At 41.3% G+C, this 15,578-nt stretch carries 12 protein-coding genes; 6 read left to right on the top strand and 6 right to left on the bottom strand.

Annotation, left to right across the window (positions count from 1 at the left end):
- Positions 1–45 precede the first annotated feature (45 nt).
- From BM090_RS00710 to BM090_RS00730, 5 genes are all read right to left on the bottom strand, one after another.
- Positions 46–2,355, bottom strand: a complete 2,310-nt coding sequence (locus tag BM090_RS00710; RefSeq protein ID WP_091505776.1) for a T9SS type A sorting domain-containing protein — start codon at positions 2,353–2,355, stop codon at positions 46–48.
- A 219-nt stretch (positions 2,356–2,574) separates the two neighbouring features.
- Positions 2,575–3,927: an FAD-dependent oxidoreductase gene (locus BM090_RS00715; RefSeq protein ID WP_091505779.1), complete on the bottom strand. Its 1,353-nt coding sequence runs from the start codon at positions 3,925–3,927 to the stop codon at positions 2,575–2,577.
- 270 nt (positions 3,928–4,197) lie between these two features.
- The gene (locus tag BM090_RS00720) at positions 4,198–4,962 is read right to left on the bottom strand and encodes a patatin-like phospholipase family protein (RefSeq protein ID WP_091505781.1); all 765 of its coding nucleotides are present in this window, start codon (positions 4,960–4,962) and stop codon (positions 4,198–4,200) included.
- 194 nt (positions 4,963–5,156) lie between these two features.
- The gene (locus BM090_RS00725) at positions 5,157–5,873 is read right to left on the bottom strand and encodes a DUF4397 domain-containing protein (protein ID WP_177199798.1); all 717 of its coding nucleotides are present in this window, start codon (positions 5,871–5,873) and stop codon (positions 5,157–5,159) included.
- Between the two features lie 87 nt (positions 5,874–5,960).
- Positions 5,961–9,191 carry a TonB-dependent receptor gene (locus BM090_RS00730; protein WP_091505787.1) on the bottom strand — a complete coding sequence of 1,077 codons (3,231 nt, stop codon included), beginning with the start codon at positions 9,189–9,191 and terminating at the stop codon, positions 5,961–5,963.
- Positions 9,192–9,534: 343 nt separating this feature from the next.
- Here BM090_RS00730 and BM090_RS00735 point away from each other — a divergent pair, with 343 nt between their 5' ends.
- The 6 genes from BM090_RS00735 to BM090_RS00760 all read left to right on the top strand — a co-directional run bounded on the left by BM090_RS00735 (position 9,535) and on the right by BM090_RS00760 (position 14,909).
- A complete protein-coding gene (locus BM090_RS00735; RefSeq protein ID WP_091505790.1) occupies positions 9,535–10,428 on the top strand; it encodes a cell division protein FtsX in 894 nt (297 codons plus the stop codon).
- 39 nt (positions 10,429–10,467) lie between these two features.
- On the top strand, positions 10,468–10,695 hold the full coding sequence (locus tag BM090_RS00740; RefSeq protein WP_091505792.1) for a DUF3098 domain-containing protein: 228 nt from the start codon (positions 10,468–10,470) through the stop codon (positions 10,693–10,695).
- Positions 10,696–10,792: 97 nt separating this feature from the next.
- Positions 10,793–11,581, top strand: coding sequence for an undecaprenyl-diphosphate phosphatase (locus BM090_RS00745; protein WP_091505795.1), 789 nt, complete (start codon positions 10,793–10,795; stop codon positions 11,579–11,581).
- Between the two features lie 283 nt (positions 11,582–11,864).
- Entirely contained in the window at positions 11,865–13,196 is a 1,332-nt protein-coding gene (locus tag BM090_RS00750) for a hypothetical protein (RefSeq protein ID WP_091505797.1), read from the top strand.
- A 191-nt stretch (positions 13,197–13,387) separates the two neighbouring features.
- On the top strand, positions 13,388–14,080 hold the full coding sequence (locus tag BM090_RS00755; RefSeq protein ID WP_091505800.1) for a hypothetical protein: 693 nt from the start codon (positions 13,388–13,390) through the stop codon (positions 14,078–14,080).
- Positions 14,081–14,108: 28 nt separating this feature from the next.
- Complete coding sequence (locus tag BM090_RS00760) at positions 14,109–14,909, top strand: hypothetical protein (protein WP_091505803.1); 801 nt, start codon at positions 14,109–14,111, stop codon at positions 14,907–14,909.
- Here BM090_RS00760 and BM090_RS00765 read toward each other — a convergent pair.
- Positions 14,899–15,561: a uracil-DNA glycosylase gene (locus BM090_RS00765; RefSeq protein ID WP_091505805.1), complete on the bottom strand. Its 663-nt coding sequence runs from the start codon at positions 15,559–15,561 to the stop codon at positions 14,899–14,901. The genes BM090_RS00760 and BM090_RS00765 overlap by 11 nt on opposite strands.
- Between the last annotated feature and the right edge of the window lie 17 nt (positions 15,562–15,578).

Below are 15,578 nucleotides of genomic sequence, written 5' to 3' on the forward strand. Positions count from 1 at the left end.
TGTCGGAGGTTTTTCGTATAAGTTTAGCGAAAAGCTATACTCAAATTATTTTACGAATTTACCAGCGTAAGATTGGCCGTTTACGTTTACGTTGTAAACATACATACCTGAAGCCAAGCCTGATACATTGATACCTGTAGTGTTAGAACCAGCGTAAAGTGTTACGTTTTTAGTTGCAACAACTTGACCCATTAGGTTGCGTACTACGATTTGAGCAGCAGTTTCTTTTTCTACTGTCATTTGGAAACGAGCAACCTCAGTAGCAGGGTTAGGGAATACAGTCAAAGACTTCGCTTTAGCAGCATTTCCTTTCACAGACCAAGGGTTCAAGTTTTGCTCACCATCTTGTGAATCAGCACCTTTTTGAGTATCAGCACTAGCACGTGCAGTTCCATCAACATCTGTTGAAACCAAAGACAAGCGTGGAGCTCTTAGAGCAGGATTTGTGTAATCAGCAGTAGAAACGTGTAGGTCTCCAGCAGCTTCATCAACAAAAGACACTTCAGTTGAGTCAGAGTAACCAGCACCATCAAGGCCAGCAGCTTTCCAAGCAGCTAATGTTGGATAAATAGTATGCTCATCAGCCACTGCGTCATAATAAACACCTAACGCAACATTTGTAGTATCAAAGCCAAAATAATTGTTAGACTCTACATTAGCAATAGTTGCATCGCCAGCATAACGAACAAGGTAAGACAATGAAGTATCACCTTCTGCATAAGTATTGCGGTTTACCACGATGTTATTTCTTAAAGATACAACATCAGCTTCGTCGTCCTCTGAACCATACAGATATACTCCTGCAAATTTGTGAGCAATATCACCAACTAAATCAGTAGGTCTATTCATCACAATTGTATTGTGATTAATATTTTGAGTTCCACCACTCACCAAAACACCAGACGACGTCCAGCCCATAGAGCGAATACCAAAAGCCAACGGTAATCCACCATCAGTCATGTCTGCACTATAAAGATAAACACCACTAATAAAGTTATTGTAAATATTAACAACCCCCCCTGTATTTGATGCGGTATCTGCTATTATAACAGAAGATGAACGAATACCTATCGCATTAGCTACTACGCCATCGGACACAAAAATATTTGATATTTTATTGCCATAGACATCAAGAGTAAAAGGCAATTGAGCATCAATACCAAGTGCAGTACCGTCTTCAAAAGTTGTGGTCAAGTTCGTAATTGTATTGCCATAAAGTTTAGAAGCACCCATGTCTTTAATAGGCTGGATACCAATACAATCGCCGCCACCAGCTTCTACATTAGAGAATGTATTATTATACACTTCACAATCAGTACAAGTAGAATTGACAAAGCCTACGGCATCATCAGTAACGAAATTAGTGATAGTGTTATTTCTGAATATAGTACCACTTGTTATCTGACTACGAACCATTTCGGATGCACCAGCAACATAGTTTTCAACCCCTGCATCTATGATATTATTCTCAATAATCATTCCCCTTGTAGGAACATTATCTCTATTAGAACCAACTTGCAAAATAGTCATATCAGAAGCCGTAGAAGGCTGGTGAATCACATTCGTAATTTGGTTATTAACAAAATGTAAACTGTCTTGTTCAAGGAAGAAAGCGATATTAGTTGTTCCTCCTGTATTACCACCACCAGCTGAGTCTATTTTACAATTGACTACAATGTTGCCTCTATCATGCAAATTGGCATCCGTAGCAGAGCCAGGATAATCACTAAATAATGAAAATGCACGGTTACCAACGCTTACAATGCGAAGATTATCGAATGTATTATATCGTAATGGACGAGTAGCTGCGCCAAAACTTGTAGCAGAAGCGATACCGCGAGACGCTGTATTCAAAAGCTGACCGCGCGAGTTCATACGGATAGTAAAGTTTTTGAAAGTACAGTGTTCTGCACCACTCAACTGCATACCACGATTGGTACGATTAGCCGCATTGCCACCATCACCATCTTCGAGATTAAGACCATCAAGTGTAACCCAAGATGCCATGTACACGTTAATTACCGTAGCACCAGCAGTAGCAGGACGAACAAATACACCTGCCTCAGCTGCGGCAGCAGGATCTTTTTGGAAAATAACTTGGCTTGAAGCACTTGCACCCACTGTAGCAAGGGAGTCAATCGTAAAACGCTCTGGGTAAACACCTGGCGTTACATTAAAAGTTACTCCACCAGGACCTACGCCAGCAACTTTCAACGCCGCTACTGCCGAAGTAAATGAAGTATAGTTATCCGCGCCTGTTCCAGCAGGATTAATGGTCTTTACGCCAGAAAGCTGACCGTAAGACGAAAATGCTATGGCCATACTAGCCACAGAAAGAGATAAGAATTTTCTCATAGCACTTTAGAATTAGTTAAGAAATTATTAAATTTTGGTTAGCAATTACAAATGTATTGAATTAACACCTAAAATCCAAACATTATAACACATATTTTGGCATTTTAACAATAAAGTATCTTATTTCCCTTATTCTTCCGTAAGCTGTTTTATTGTGTTATTGTTTGCAATGTTAAGACAATGTAAATACAGAAAAAGTTTAGAAAAAATGAATAATTTTTAAATAATGCCCACTTTTTGAGCAATTTTTATCAAATATTCATCATTTTGCCACTGGTTTTCAATATCTTCTTCAGCCATCACTATTTGCATAATTCTGTCCTGCTCCTGCCCCGAAGCCAAAGCCTTGCTATACGGCTCTTTGCTAAAGGTAACTTGCGAATATAACGGAATCCATTTCTCTGGAAACAATGTTTGCAAACGCATTTCTATTTTTTTGCGCAAAATAAAAGCAGGCGAAGACACCAAGTCGCGCATTTCAATAAAATTTTGCAAGGCTAATTCTGCTATCGCATCAGTATTTGGCTTACGGCTACGCTGATACACTTCCAAAGCCTCTTGCCAACTTTCGCTATTATCGATGGCTTCACTCAATACCGTACAATCCTCAAAGCCAGCATTCATTCCCTGACCAAAAAATGGTGTGATGCCGTGCGCCGCATCTCCTATCAAAGAAGTAGCGTTGCGCGTCCAAGGATAGCATTTAATCGTAGGCAGCGAAGCAGTCGGGTTAGCAAAGAAATCTTCCTCTAAATGGTGCATTAATGGCCGCGCATCAGGGAATGTTTTAGAAAAAAAATCGTCCACTTTCTCTGGTGTCGTAAGCGTGGCAAACGACGGGTCTCCCTCATACGGAAAAAACAGCGTACAAGTAAACGTACTATCAATATTTGGCAAAGCAATCATCATATAATGACCGCGTGGCCAAATATGTAACGCATTTTTATCCAACGCAAAACCTCCATCAGGCAAGGCCTCAATATTCAATTCCTTGTAGGCATGGTCAATGTAATGTTGCTGATATTCAAATCTATCCGTTTTTTGCATGGAAGCACGCACCGCCGAAAATGCCCCGTCTGCCCCAAAAATGGCATCGGCTTTTACCGCAAATTGCTCGCCAGTGGGCATGTGCTGGATAGTGGCTGTCGTAGTCGCAAAATCAACTTTTACGCATTTTTGCTCGAAGTGAAACGCTACATTTGGTTCATTTTCAAGCAACTCCAGTAGTTTGGCATTCAGCGTCCCGCGCGAAACTGAATAGATACAAAGCCCATCTTTGCTATACGGCAAAAACGAAACCGTGCCATCTACATTATGAATACTGCGGCCATACATCGGGATACTAATTTCTTTTATCTCGTCGCCAATGCCAATGGACTGCAAAGCCCGCCACCCCCTATCGCTCAACGCCAAATTGATAGAACGGCCATCAAAACGTTGCACTTTACGCATATCCGCTCGGCGTTCGTAAATATCTACTTTACAGCCTTTACGAGCCAAATAAAGCCCCAACAGTGTGCCTACCAGCCCACCGCCAAAAATAATAACATGAGAAGAATTTGTAAATTTCATAGATATTCGATTGGGCTATAAGAGCTTGTGTATGAGATTTTTACATAAAAAACTCATAACCAATCTACGTGTTTAAACAAACAAAAAATCCATTACATCCAACAAGCAGATGCAATGAGCAAATGTAACAGTATTTTGAATTGAGCAAACTTTCCGCACAAAAACTGTGTGTTTTTTTTGAAAAAAACACCTATCTCGCAAGCCAACAGTTACTTTTTTATCAAAAATAAAAGCGATAAAGTATGCCCTTATCGCTTCGTTGGTTGACGTTTAATTGGTTCGCATTTTCAAAAATTCAGCTTCAAATTTCTGTGCCTGCACGTAGCCCAATTCAAATATTTCGTCCATTTTATCAAAATCAAAAATACCGTAATTGCTGATATTGGGTGGCTCGATATACACATCGCACCAATCCATTTTGTGGTCTATGGTATTGTTGAGGGAGAGTTCTAAGGTGCGTTGAATAAGCTGTTTATAACTCAATTGGCCATCAATTCGGCTTACGGCACTTACATTTACACCGATAATTTTGTCGCAGCGGTCGCGCAAAGGCGCAACAGGGAAATTATCCAAAATACCGCCATCCGACAAATAACTATCCTCGTAGCGCACAGGCTGAAACACCAACGGCACGCAACACGAAGCACGCACGGCCAAAGAAAGTTTGCCCGTATCAAAAACACGCGTTCGAGCATTGGTCAAATCCGTCACCGTAATGGCTACAGGAATTTTGAGTTTGCCAATCGTATCGTGTGGAATATAACTTTTCACGATTCGCTCAAACACATTGGATTTGAAAATACCTCCATTGATAATAGATAAATTCGTGAAATTGAAAAAATTCTCGGCTTTGGTAATGGCATGAATTTCTTTGGGGCTATAACCTGCCGCATAAAAAGCCGCCACCAAAGATCCTGCACTTGTCCCCGAAATAAGCGATGGCTTTATTCCGATTTCCTCCAAATACTCCAACACACCTAAGTGCGCAATGCCCCGAATGCCGCCACCAGAAAGAGCTAATCCTATTCTGTTCATAAATTTTTATTTAAATTTTAGAATACCGCTATCAAACAAAAACCTATAAAAAAAACACTTACAATATTTTTATTTTAATTTATTCAAGATAACACCTAACAGAATGCAAAATTATAGAAACATTTATCCAAAACAAAAAGCCCCCAAGCATAGCGGCTCGGAGGCTTTTCTTAATTATAAATTATCAAGCAATATTAGTTGTGTTGGATAACCGTGTAGCCCAAACCTAAACTGCCTGAACCTGTTACGCTACCACGCAAAACAACCGTATAGTTTTTGCCTGCACTAAACGTTTCTACTACGTCAATGGGGCTGTATTTGGTTGTTGTTTTCTTTGTATTTTGTCTAATACGCCAATTTACTTGGCCAGCGTCTATCGCTTTGAATGCCGTGATCGTAGTAGTAGCTGCACGGAAAGCACGAGAGCTAAAAATAACGCTAGCAACTGTAGCCGTATCCACCACTTCGGCGGTGTCGGCAGAAGCCGAAAGTTGCAAGAAACGAACTTGCGCTTTGCCATCTACTGCCGCAGGAAAAGATTCTGTAACAATAAGAGGAGCACTTACATCAGTGGCAAATACTGAATAGTATTTACCCTTCAAAAATGTTGCTTGCGTAGTAGTTGCTGTACGTTTTCCCGTAGAATCAAAGCCGATGGTATGCAAACCTGTTTTTACAGAAGAATAAAGTGCCGTAGAACCCGAATTTGCCCCTAAAGCTAAATTTGTTTGGCCAACAGCGGCATTATCGTACAAGAAATCAAGGCTTTGGTTATTTGCCCAAAAGTTAAAACCAGCCACGTTGGTAGTTGCCGTAGCTGTAGAAGGAACTGGCGTAGGATACTCTGGGTCTTCGCAAGCAAATGAAAAAGCAGCCAAAGCAGCTATCAAAATTTTGTTAGTTATTTTCATTTTCATTAAAATCTTTTGTGAAAAGGAGTGCTGCATTAGGCGCAGCACTCTATGAGTTTAATATTTGATAATCAACTAATTTTAATCTTAGAAGATATAACGCACGCCCACTTGTGCTTGCCAACGTGAGTTAAGTTGGCTCACTTGCCATGCGCGAGTAGGTGAAGAAGCCGTACCGCTACCGAAGCTAAATTGTGGGCGGCCAGTAGCTGCATCCAAACCTTTGTAGTTCAAAAGTTCATAGCTTTGGTTAGTTACGGTATAGTCTCTACCCCAATCTTTATTCAACATATTGCCTGCATTGATTACGTCCAAAGAAAGTTGAAGCGTATGTTTGTTTTTAGCAGTATTGATAAAGAATTCTTGCATTACACGAAGGTCGAAACGATGTGTCCAAGGCGTACGAGCAGCATTGCGTTCTGCGTAGTTACCTTTGCGGTCTTTCAAATAATCATCACCATCAATAAAAGCATTCAATTCAGCCCATTGTTGGTCTAAAGAGCGTTTATCTGAAGCACTAGCAGGCACAAGCAAAATTTCATCGCGAGAGGCAGGCACATAAATCAAGTCGTTGGCTGTAGCACCGTCACCGTTAAGGTCGTTGGTATAAACATACGAGAATGGCTGACCCGATTGGCCGTTATAGAACAAAGAAACAGTTGTTGCAAAATGTTTCGCATATTCTTTGCGGTACGAGAAAGCACCCATCAAACGATGACGAATATCAAACTGCGAGTAAGCCAATGGCAATGTGTTCGGGCCTGCTACTTGTTGGTTAAATTCCCAAACAGAAGCTGCCGTAGAGCTACCACCCGAATATACATCGCGAGATTGGCCATACGTATAAGCTGCCGTAGCGAAGAAACCATGTTCGAATTTCTTTTGCAATTGCGCAGTAAGGCTGTATTGGTAACCTTTGCTTGTGTTATCCAACAAAATTACGCTGTTGAAGTTGGTACTATTGATAAAACGTTGAGAAGGATATACAGGACGGCCATCACCTACAAGCAACGAGTCTCCGCCTTTTTTCGACTGCTCAAATGATTTCAAGTTAATATCTTTTGGCAATACGTCGTTAAGTGTTTTGGTAAACATCGCTTCCACTGTTGCTACTAAGCCCCAAGGCAACGCTCTGTCCACCGCCAAGTTGAAACGCAACAATTGCGGCATTTTGAAATTACGGCTCGTAACCGCGATGCTACCTTTAGAAGCTGCACCACTTTGATATTTAGCTTTAATAGAATCTGGAACAACTGCACCAAGAGCAGGAGCAGCCGTGCCACGCAAATCTACGCTACCAAAATCTACACCAGTACCACCATATTGGTTAGAAATCCAAACATAAGGCACGCGACCAGAGAAAACACCAGCACCGCCGCGTACTTGCGTCATTTTATCACCTTTCACGTCCCAGTTAAAGCCTACACGTGGAGAGAACAACACGCGCGTTTTAGGCAATTTATCGGTGCTAATACCATCATAATTAGCTGCGAAAGTCGAATCCACTTTCTTGTTGTAAGAAGGTTTGTCGAAGAACAAAGGCAAGTCAAAACGAATACCTGCTGTTACTTTCAAGTTATTCAACACACTATATTCGTCTTGTGCATACACGCCCAATTGCGCCGCACCAAATTTCGCAGAAGATTTGCCGTTGGCCAATGCGTAGTTTTGACGGTAACGGAACGTAGTGGCTGAGCTGCTACCCGCTACAAAATCCGCGTAGCTACCAAAATCATAACGACCATAACCATCATTTACGAAGAGGTTATCAAACGAGAAAAATTCGTTGTTTGTACCAAATGTAAACGAGTGTTTGCCTGCGTAATAGTTTACGTTGTCGGTGATTTCCAATACGTTTTGATCAAGTGAGTTGTACACCGAGCTGCGTTGCGAACCCGCAATCACGTTACCGCTACCCATATTGATAGTTACCGATGGGAACAAACCGCCCAATGTATTGCGCTTGTCGCGGATGGCCGAAGCACCGATAATCAAGTTATTAGAAACTTGGTTGCTGAAACGGCTTTTTACTTCAAATACTAAGCTGGTGTTTTTGCTCGTGAATTGGTAGCCATTATTAGAGAAACGGAACTCTGTTTGGCTACGCGTCATTTCGTCTTGCAATGCGTCCACCATGTTGAGGCGCAAAGTAAGTTGGTGTTTGTCGTTTAAGTTATAGTCAAAACGAACAAAGAATTTATTGCTTTCTGTTTTCTTGCTCACATCGCCATACGAACCCGCATCATAACCGTATTTTGTTTTCAAAATATCATAGATAGAAGCTAATTGGTCTTGGTTCACGAAGTTTACAAGGTCAGAACCAGTTTCTCCAGCAGCACCCACTTTGAAAAGAAGCGGTTCGCTACGGCGAGTCATTTCAGCGTTTGCAAAATAGAATAATTTATTCGGGATAATCGCACCGCCTACACGGAAACCAGCCTGATAATCAGAGAATTTATCCAACTTAGTACGTTCGCCTTTGCTGTTTGGCTCAGGGCTAAGGCCTGCTGTATTTTGGTTACGACCAAAGAAAAACGCCGAACCGCTCAACTGGTTTGTACCGCTACGTGTAACGGCATTGATACCACCACCACTGAAACGGCCTTGACGCACGTCGTAAGGAGAAATCACTACTTGAAACTCTTCGATAGCGTCCAAGCTGATAGGCGTAGTTCCTGCCTGACCACCTGGCGCACCAGTGCTACCCAAACCAAACAAGTCGTTGTTTGAAGCACCGTCTATCTGGATGTTGTTGAAACGGCTGTTACGACCTGCCAAGAAAGTAGAACCTGTTTGGCTGTTGGTCGCGGCCTGTGGCGTAAGACGCACAAAATCTTGGAAGCTACGCGAAAGCGTTGGCAAAGCCGCGATTTGTTCTTTACTTACGTTCGTGGCCGTACCCGTACGATTTCCGTTAATAATTTCATCGGAGGTACCTCTAATTACTACTTCGCCCAAAGTTTTGGTTGCTTCTGGCAAAATAAATACCGCGTCAAATGTTTCTCCCAATTTCAAAAAAACATTCTCTTCTTTTTGCTCTTCATAACCAATATAAGTAGCCGTAATGAGATAAGGACCACCTACGCGCACGTTAGGAATATTAAAATGACCGTCAACACGTGTTGCTGTCATGTACTTTGTACCTGTTGGTGTATGCACAGCCACTACCGTCGCACCAATTAGTGGTTCGCTCGACATGCCTGTTACTAAACCATTGATTGCAGCCGACGTTACACCTTGCCCAAAAGCAACGCTAACCGCCAACAATGAGCAGGTCAAGAAACTAAAAAAGATTTGAGGTAAAAATTTTAATTTCATAAAATGAAAATTAAAGGTTTGTGAAATAATTAAACTGCTGCAAGTTATAGCGGCTTCGTGAATGACTTGCTAATCCTATGTAAAGGAATTGTTAAGAATCTTAATACTTTTATATAACTGATTATCAAACACAAAACAAAGTTCAATTCCTATCCCAAAACACTATAATTCAATTTGCCTTTGCGGGAGCATTACACCCCATACCATTTATAATTCCAGTCTCATGCAGTATTTTATATCTGAAAGAAAAAAATAAAGCCAGTTCTTACAAACTTTTATTTTTACCCTATATTTGCCCTCTGAATTAGATTGTTTTTAGTTTCAATTAAATAAATATTGCTGCGTGGCTAATAATCGTTCCTACAAAAAGAAGACATTGGGTAGCTACCCGTATTTTACCGTAGTGTTGAGTATTGTTACGGCTCTGTTCGTAATCGGATTGTTTGGGCTGGTGCTGCTGCACGCCAATCGCCTATCCGAGCTTATCCGCGAAAACATTGAGGTACGCGTTTATTTGCAACGAAATATTGCTGATACAGAACGACTTGCATTGCAAAACGCCTTAGCGGCCACCCCTTACGTGGACACTGAAAGCGGCAAATCCCAAATCAAATTCATTTCCAAAGAAAAAGCCGCCGAGAATTTCATTGCCGAAACGGGCGAGAATTTCATTAAACTTTTGGGTGAAAATCCCCTGCGCGATGCCTTCGTGTTGCGTATCCGTGCCGACTATTCCGACACGGAAAAAATGAAACAAATCAAACGCGAAATCGAAAAAATGAACGGCGTGTTTGAAGTAGAATATGTCGAAAGCCTTGTCAATTCTGTCAATAACAATATCGCCAAAATCGGCTTGGTGTTACTGACGCTTTCTTTTGTGCTTATCCTGACAGTTATCTTGCTGATTAACAACACCATCAAACTGGCCGTCTTCTCCCAACGTTTTCTTATTCGCAGTATGCAATTGGTGGGGGCTACGTCTTGGTTCATTCAACGTCCTTTTGTATTTCGAGCCGCTTTTCAGGGTTTAATTAGCGGTGTTTTGGCAGCCTTGCTGCTTTCTTCGCTGCTGCAATACGCCAACAATCTCATTCCCGAACTCAAACAATTACAAAACTCCACAGAAATAACAGGCTTATTTATTTCGTTGTTGGTGGTGGGCTGTGTGATTGGGGCTTTGAGTACGCTGGCTTCTGTGCGCCGTTTTGTGAGTCTTTCGCTGGACGAATTGTATTAAATTTTACTTGTTTTAAAACTTTCCTCAATATAAAAAACGATGAATTTATCAAAAAATAACAATTTAATTTTTGGTCGTAAAAACTATTTGTTTATGATCGTAGGCATCGCCATTATTTTGGTTGGCTTCCTGATTATGACGTTAGACAAAACTGAATACGGCTTTGGTTTCATGGGCATTACGCTTGGTCCTTTGGTGGTAATGATTGGTTTCATTCTCGAAATTTTCGCGATTTTCTACAAAGAAAAAGAGCAAGAACAAGCATAATTCTTTTACACGATGTCCGCAAGAATCCATTTCTTGTGGGCATTTTTGTTTTTACACACTTAAGTCTTCAACCTTAAATTATACTATTTTTTAGTTTATGTCAATTTTAGAGGCTATCATTTTAGCGATTATCGAAGGTATTACAGAATTTTTGCCGATTTCATCAACGGGTCACATGGTTATTGCCGCTTCGGCGATGGGCATCGGAGCAGACGCGTACACCAAAGTGTTTATGGTTTGCATTCAGCTTGGAGCGATCATGTCGGTAGTGGTGATGTATTTCAAACGTTTTTTCAAAAATTTCGATTTCTATTTCAAGCTGTTAGCGGCATTTATTCCAACAGCAATTTTGGGGCTTTTACTCAAAAAACAAATTGATGCGCTACTGGAAAACGTAACGGTGGTGGCCGTAACGCTGTTGGTCGGTGGCGTTATTTTACTTTTTATAGATAAATGGTTTGCCAAAAATGAAGAAATGCCCGAAAACGAAATGACTTACAAAAAAGCCGCAATTATCGGGACGTTTCAGGCCATTTCCATGATTCCAGGGATGTCGCGCTCGGCGGTGAGTATCATAGGCGGCCTGACGCAGAAGCTCGACCGCAAAACGGCAGCCGAATTTTCGTTTTTCTTGGCCGTGCCGACCATGTTCGGAGCAACCGTCAAAAGTATGTACGACGAACGCGAAATGCTGATGCAAGCCGATTTGTCGCTGTTGGCTATCGGCAACGTAGTGGCTTTTGTGGTGGCCATGATTGCCATCAAATTTTTTATTGGCGTACTGACCAAATACGGCTTCAAAGCCTTTGGTTATTACCGCATCGCGTTGGGTTTGGCCATTCTGATACTCATGGCTTTGGGTTACGATTTGCGCATCGCCGACTAAATCCCCAAAAATTTCTTTATCAAATAAAAATAGCGTGGCTGTGATGGCTACGCTATTTTTATTTCATTTCAGCCGTAAAACATACGCCTTTCATCTCCGAACTCATTTGCACAAAACAAAGTATATACTTCTGTAAACCAACAGATAATACATCAAAATTATACAAATTACAAAAAATAAAATCCTTGATAATAAGCCTAAAAGGAATAATTGGCACAGTATTTGCTCAATAAAATTCAAATATTTACACAACTTTGTATTAACACTTAAACATTCCTTTTTTATGAAATCAAACAAAAAACCCGCAATTCTGCTTTCTACCTTACTTTTGGCAAGTAGCTCCCTTTGGGCAAACAATAGCGGTGCTGACTCTTCGGCTACACCTTCCGCACCGCGCCGCGTTGCTATCACGGCTACACCATTTTGGAACAATATCAATAAAAGCATCTTTGGTATAGCCTCGGTAGAGCTATTCGGTAAAAACTATCAAAAAAATGCTTTGTTTACGGAAAAAGCCACCGTATTGTCAGTTATATACCGACGCGGACAAACATTAGACGATTTGATGCAAAATAAAAAAGCAGCTGCCGCTTATGGCGTAAACATCGCTCGCAAACACTTCGTGAATGCCTCCCCTTCTCGCGTTTTCCGTCCATATTTGGCTTATGGCTTAGGCTTAGACTATACCAAACTAAACGGCTCGCGCGAAAAAGAAATAATTATCTATTCGGGATTTAATCATCGCACTGAAACAGTGTATTATCAGGTAAACCAAGAAATGTTGCGCCAACAAGTATTTGGACATATCGGAACAGAGTTGGTTTTCCGTAATGGTTTTATGCTGGATACTTATTTTGGTTGGGCTTATCAGAATGTTGCTTACCTGAACAACGTGGCCAAAAGTGAACGCATCAATGGCCGCCCTCAAGATGTTGGTTACAAAGGCATCGTACCGACCGTTAACTTTAAATTAGGTTATATGATTGGAGAAAGAGCTCGTCCGAAAAGCGATTTTGCTTTTGACCAAGAAGACGAGACAACCCAAAAAACAAAACACCGCAAAGTAGCCGTAATGGTGAGTTTACCGCATTTGCTTACAAGTCAGTTGCGTGCGGATATAGAAATTTTTAGCAAAAAAATTCGCCCTGAAGCTACTTTCGCTAGACAATCGTTCTGTATTTCTCCTCGTTATTACAATGATTATCAGTGGTTTATTGGAACTATTGATAATAACAAGACTTACGGATACGGCCTTGACCTTGCCCACAAATTATATTTTAGAAATAAAGAAAATCCTAATTCTCAACTATATGTTGGCTATGGCGTAGGTGCTAATTACCTGAATTTGGAAGGTAAACTCACTGAGTTTTGGGGAGCAGATGAAAATATCCACAAGCAATTAATTCGTTATCAGGGCTATACAACGGCTGGCGTGCAACTTGCTTTGGGTCGTAACGTGGTGTTAGATTCGTATGTAGGTGTAGGCTACAAAGGCACTCACCAAATCAGCCAGTCAAATAACACAGAACTTACTTATGAGAATTTCACGAACCCTGTTTACAATGGCTTCTATCCTGTATTGGGTCTGAAAGCTGGCGTACAATTTGGACAATAAAACTTGCGTTAAGGTTCGAAATTAAATTTAATCCTTGCAGTTTGTAACTCTTTTTCAAAAAAATAAATATTTCTATTTTCATTGCTACTTCTATTTTCGGGAAGTAGCTTTTTTTATATAATTTTATGCTGGCAAAAGAATATATTTGCATCCATTTTTAGTAAATCTATTAACACCTAAAATTTACTTTTATGAAATTAAACAAAACATTTATTGTTCTGCTAACAGCCATAGTTTTCAACAGTATTTCAGTTTGGGCTGGCAACAACCATAAAACCGATTCGGTGCAAGTTGTGCCGCGTAAATATGGCGTAATGGTCAATCTTCCGCATCTTTTAGCCGAGCAACTGCGCTTAGACGTTGAGATTTTCAGCAAAAAATATCGGCCAAATGCCTTATTTTCAACGCAATCTTTGATCGTTGCTCCGCGATATTACCATAATATCTATTGGGAAACAGGCGGTGTTCATAACAAATCTACTTTCGGATTAGGCGTAGAACTACAACACAAATTGTATTTGGGCAACGACAACAATGAGTTACAGGACAACTTAACGCAATTTTACTTTGGCTACGGGGCAGGGCTAAACTATTTGCACACAGAAGGCGATTTTACGACGACTGACATATTTGCTGAAGGCGTTCATATCAATCAAAAATATTTGCGCTACAATTCCTTTGCCACAATGGGCATGAATGTCAGCGTAAAACATTTTGTAATAGACAGTTACATAGGCTTTGGCTACAAATACACACATCGCCTCAACAATATTCAAGGCCAAAGACCACTTGATGAAAATATTTTAAGACCTGCCTATACAGGTCTTTATCCCGTGATGGGCTTCAAAATAGGCGTTCTACTTTTCAGCGAAAACAAACGCTAATCACTAAACACTTAAATCTTTTACTTCCATGAAATTTAATACCATTACATTGGCCATCCTTTGGGGCTTGGGCAGTACGTTTAGTGCATTGGGACAAACGGATTCGACGCGCTATTTCCGCACCTCCACAACGCCTAAAAATACACCAACGCCAGCTCCTGCGGTTGTGGCAAACACGACACCTGTAATACAACAAGATGTACCTGCCGCAAAATATCCGCGCAAAATATCAGTAATGCTCAACCCTCAGCACGTATTTTACAGACAAGCACGCATTGACATAGAGCTATTTAGCCGCCGTGAAAGACCTAATGCCTTTATTTCGGAGCAATCGCTTACCATCGCACCACGATTTACAAGTACAGAGCGTTGGGGCGTGTGGGGGCCACACGACGACTATGCCAAAGTAAGAGCTATCGGCGCAGACGTTTATCACAAACTTTATTTGGGTGAAAAAATGATGGGTGATATCCAAGACACTAAATTTTATGTGGCTTATGGCGCAGGATTCAACCGCAGCACCATGCAACACATGGTAGATTATAGCTCTCCCGATTTTGTGTATAATCTAGACGATACCATTTCCAAACAGTCTGTGGTACAATACAATTTCTTCGCGATGGCAGGTATGCAAATACGTGCTGCCAAACATTTCATTTTTGATTTTTATGGCGGTCTGGGCGGCAAACAAGCCGTATATTTGTCGTCTGTGCCTATGGTTTCGCGCTCTGATGCTTACCGTTCACCAAACTATTCTGGCGCGTATGCTTTATTAGGATTACGATTAGGCTTCCAGACAAGCGGCAGACCTCGTAAACCTACCATCTAATCGGCGTTTTGCCGTGTGCCTGCAAATACTCATTGGTGCGCGAAAAATGATGATTACCATAAAAACCACGTTCCGCCGAGAGCGGCGAAGGGTGTACTGATTTCAAAATTAAATGCTTGGTGGGGTCTATGACTCCACCTTTTTTTTGCGCAGGCGAACCCCACAAAATAAACACAAGGTTTTCGCGCTGCTCCGACAAAGCATAAATCACAGCATCCGTAAATTTCTCCCAACCTTTGTTCTGATGCGAACCCGCCGTGTTGGCGCGTACCGTCAGCACCGAGTTGAGCAACAAAACGCCTTGCTCTGCCCAACGTTCCAAGTTGCCTGAGGCGGGTGCAGCCTGCCCCAAATCGTTATTAATTTCTTTAAAAATATTGACCAAAGACGGTGGTTTGCGCACACCATCATTCACCGAAAAACTCAAGCCGTTGGCCTGACCTTCACCATGATACGGGTCTTGCCCCAAAATCACCACTTTCGCATTTTCAAAACTGCATTTGTCAAAAGCATTAAAAATAAGTTTGCCCGCAGGGTAAACCGTTTGGGTACGATATTCTTCTTTCACGAAAGAGGCGAGTTGCTCAAAATACGGCTTTTCAAATTCGGGTTGTAATACGTTTTTCCAAGATTCAGCAATTTGAACATTCATGGCGCGGCAATGTTTTG

Origin of the sequence: Flexibacter flexilis DSM 6793, assembly GCF_900112255.1 — a bacterium.
Taxonomy (GTDB): Bacteria; Bacteroidota; Bacteroidia; order Cytophagales; family Flexibacteraceae; genus Flexibacter; species Flexibacter flexilis.